3 protein-coding genes are annotated in these 3,503 nt (G+C 54.6%); all 3 read left to right on the plus strand.

The window, feature by feature from the left end; all coding sequences use genetic code 11:
* The first annotated feature begins 651 nt into the window (after nt 1–651).
* The 3 genes from Q0072_RS17055 (at nt 652) to Q0072_RS17065 (ending at nt 2,980) form a co-directional block, all read left to right on the plus strand.
* Nucleotides 652–1,866, plus strand: coding sequence for a site-specific integrase (locus tag Q0072_RS17055; protein WP_298332704.1), 1,215 nt, complete (start codon nt 652–654; stop codon nt 1,864–1,866).
* 12 nt (nt 1,867–1,878) lie between these two features.
* Nucleotides 1,879–2,607 carry a hypothetical protein gene (locus Q0072_RS17060; protein WP_298332706.1) on the plus strand — a complete coding sequence of 243 codons (729 nt, stop codon included), beginning with the start codon at nt 1,879–1,881 and terminating at the stop codon, nt 2,605–2,607.
* Nucleotides 2,608–2,740: 133 nt separating this feature from the next.
* Entirely contained in the window at nt 2,741–2,980 is a 240-nt protein-coding gene (locus Q0072_RS17065; RefSeq protein WP_298332708.1) for a hypothetical protein, read from the plus strand.
* Nucleotides 2,981–3,503 lie beyond the last annotated feature (523 nt).

The raw sequence follows: 3,503 nt of genomic DNA on the forward strand, positions 1-3,503 counted from the left end.
TGTCCTGTCGGCACCCGGTATTTGATCTCGGTTGCGGCATTCGAATTATCCGCAAAACCCCCGATCCATCCAGCGCCATCGCTTGTTGTGTATAAATTCTATAAGGTCTGCGTATGCATAACGGCAAGGCCAAATCGTCTGGCTGGGCAACTTTTTTGTAACAAGCGTTGGAAAATGAATTCGCCCACATCGAAACCGGTAGCGGACTGAAAGCGAAAGGGCACGGCGCGCCGGAGAGGGAGCAGCAGGAGCTGTGACGAGGGCGCCAACCCGTGGCCCGTGATACGGGTGATGCTGACCGAGTTTCGTATACAAATGCGCTGCCGGGACCGTATCTGCGGGATTGCCGGCCAGCACAGAAAGCAGAAAGGCCGCCAGCATCAGGTTGCAGGCGGCCTTTCAACATTATTGACCCGGAGGGACTTGAACCCCTAACCAGACCGTTATGAGCGGCATTACCTAGGATTTTAGACGAACGGCAGCGAACGCGCAAGAACGCCAGATAACATAATATTTTCAGTTATATATGACACTTATCAGCCAACGACGATCCTTGGCGAACATCAGCGCAGAACGCCGTTCAAAATCAATCTTGCACTTACAGTACACTTACGGCAGGCTCGGGCCGTTGCACTTAAACGGGGATTCGCCGTGCAAGGATTGCTGGGTTTGCCGCTGATCAAAAGCCTGAAACCGGGTGACCGGCCCTATGAGGTCCGGGATACCCGGCTGAAGGGTTTGCTGCTGCGGGTGCAGCCCAGCGGGGCGATGACCTATTACGTCGAATATGCGCGCGGCAAACGGATGAGCCTGGGGCGTACCAGCGTCGTCACCCCGCAGCAGGCCCGTGACCAGGCGAAGGACATCCTGGGTTCTGCCTTCCAGGGCAAGGACCCGGCAGCTGAGGTGGCCAAGCCCACCCAGGAACACACATTCGGCAGCTTCGTGGACGGGGAATATGGTAGCTGGGCCATCGCCAATGTCCGCACCCACAAGGGCACCCTGCGGCGGCTGAACACCAGCTTTGCCGAATTCCGTCCCCTGAAACTCAGTGAGATCACCCCGTTGCTGGTGGAGCGCTGGCGGTCGGAGCGCCTGAAGGCCGGCACCAAGCCATCGACCGTCAACCGCGACTTGGACGACCTGAAATCATCGCTGGGGAAAGCCCAGCAATGGGGCTTCATCGAAACTCACCCAATCGAGAAGGTGAAGCGCACCCGCGTTGACGACCGGGCCACGGTGCGCTTCCTGACAGATGATGAGTATAAGCGGCTGTTGTGTGCCCTGGACGCGCGCGAGGAACGGCTGCGCACGGGCCGGGACAGCGCCAATGCGTGGCGGGCCGTGCGCAAATATCCCCTGCTGCCGGACCTGCGGGCCGTGCCCTATGCCGACCATCTGAAACCCATGGTGCTGGTCTCCCTGCACACCGGGCTTCGCTATGGGGAACTGGCGAACCTGACATGGGACGACGTGCATCTGGATCGTGCCATCCTGACCATCCATGGCTTCAAGGCCAAAAGCCAAAAGACCCGCCACATCCCCCTGAACAGCGCCGCTATGGAGGTGCTGACCGCCTGGAATACCCAGCGGATGGAAACCAGCCCCCTTGTCTTCCCCAGCCGCGACGGCGGCCCCTTCGACAATGTGCGCAGCTCGTGGGAGGAGGTATTGAAGGACGCCGGCATCACGAAATTCCGCTGGCACGACAAGCGCCACACCTTCGCATCCTGGCTGGTCATGCGCGGCGTGGACCTGAACACCGTCCGGGAGTTGCTGGGGCACTCCGATTATCAGATGACGCTACGCTATGCCCACTTGGCCCCGGAGCATAAGGCGGCGGCTGTGGCGCGGTTGGTTGGGTGAAGGAGCTTTCAGATGTCGAATAATGTCTCCGACAGTGTTTGGGAAAATATTTGCCGCTCATGTAATCCAGATATCAGATTTCGTGATGACCTCGAGAAGGTGATTGAAACATGGAAGGAGGTGGCTTCCAAGTTCAACGATCCAGATCAATATCCTTGTATAAGATCGGATATCGAAAAAATTCTCCGCTTATCCGAGGAATTGAATTTCTTATTAGTGAACATTAAGGATCATACAAGAAATATTCTCGTTGATGAACTAAACAATAAAGAAATATTAAAATCCGCCGATATGGACGATATATCAACTTATGATGAGATGCGTGTATATTCATATTACTACGACCACATACGCAAGAGAGCACTTCCATTGCTTATAGCTATGGCAAAAGACGGGATAAGAAGATCACCAAGCAAAAGGACAGGCATGACAAAGAAGCGTCAAATGGAAGTTCGACGCAGAGCCAAATTTTACATAGACAGATTTTGCTATGAAAGCGGTGGCGGATACCTAACTCGCGGGGACAAGGGGTCAGCATATTGGGTTCTTCATATAATGAGGTCGATAGACCCATATATTACACATTCTCAAGTCGAAAATTTGATTGCAGAACTCCTCAAAGGGAGGAAATCCTGGGCTAAAAATACAGGGCCTATGATAAAAAACCAGAGTAAAAGGTGGAAGCCAATTACGACGGAAGCCACCATGTTTATGGCAAGCCTCGATCCGATACAAAGGTAATATTCGTCAACGGCTTTTGGAGCGCAAAATGGTGGTGAATAAAAAATAGTCATTTTACCCAGCGACTCCAATGGTCAATAGCGAACCGCCATGTACGTTTGGGGACCAGTGCAACCCGAACACTGGTACCCCAATGACGATTGACAAACTCCGCATCACCCCCGTGGCCTGCACCGTGGCTGAATTCTGCCATTCGCTCTCCATCGGGAAGACCCGCTTCTATGCCGAGGTGAAGGCCGGCCGTATCAAGGTGCTGAAATCTGGCCGCAAAACACTTGTCCCCATCGGCGAGCGCGAAGCGTACTTGAAGCGCCTCGCCGATGCCGCCCAGGCCACCGGGAAGACCGGTAAGAGCCCGAATGATACACTTTGATCCCCACGGGCAGATCAATGAGCCCCAGGGACGCGGGCACCCCGCCACCATCACCAGGGGATCGAACAGCCCCCGTAACGGTCGACTGGATCAAGCTTGGCCGACACGACCTGACTGCGCTCTTTCACGGGCTTCGGGAGATGCGGGACATCGGCGCATGGGCGTTGTTAATCGCATTCTACATCTCTACGCCCGGTCCAATCGGTCCTGCCACCCTTGTGGATATCTTACCTCTGGATGCCGCGAAGACCTCAAACTTGCTGGAGAAACTGAAACGGTTGGGCCGAATTTACGCTGACGATGCTGGCCAGCTTCGCATTCCCATGTTGGATGAAAAGTTGACAGCGGCAGCAGCGGCGTCCGCAAGAGGGAAGACAAATGGGATGCAAAGAACGAGAGGAGGACGATCAACCTATTGAAAAATAACAATAGTCAGTTTGCAAGTTGCTCAGCCAGTTGCGGTGCAGATTGCTCAACCACCTGCACCGCAACTTGCGCGGAGAAGAGAAGAATAAGAATAGAA

The organism is Asticcacaulis sp. (assembly GCF_027484505.1).
Taxonomy (GTDB): domain Bacteria; phylum Pseudomonadota; class Alphaproteobacteria; order Caulobacterales; family Caulobacteraceae; genus Asticcacaulis.

Bases quoted from the DNA above. Each gene is read 5' to 3' on its own strand.
- Q0072_RS17060 (WP_298332706.1), top strand. From the start codon at position 1,879: ATGTCGAATAATGTCTCCGACAGTGTTTGGGAAAATATTTGCCGCTCA.
- Q0072_RS17065 (WP_298332708.1), top strand. From the start codon at position 2,741: ATGACGATTGACAAACTCCGCATCACCCCCGTGGCCTGCACCGTGGCT.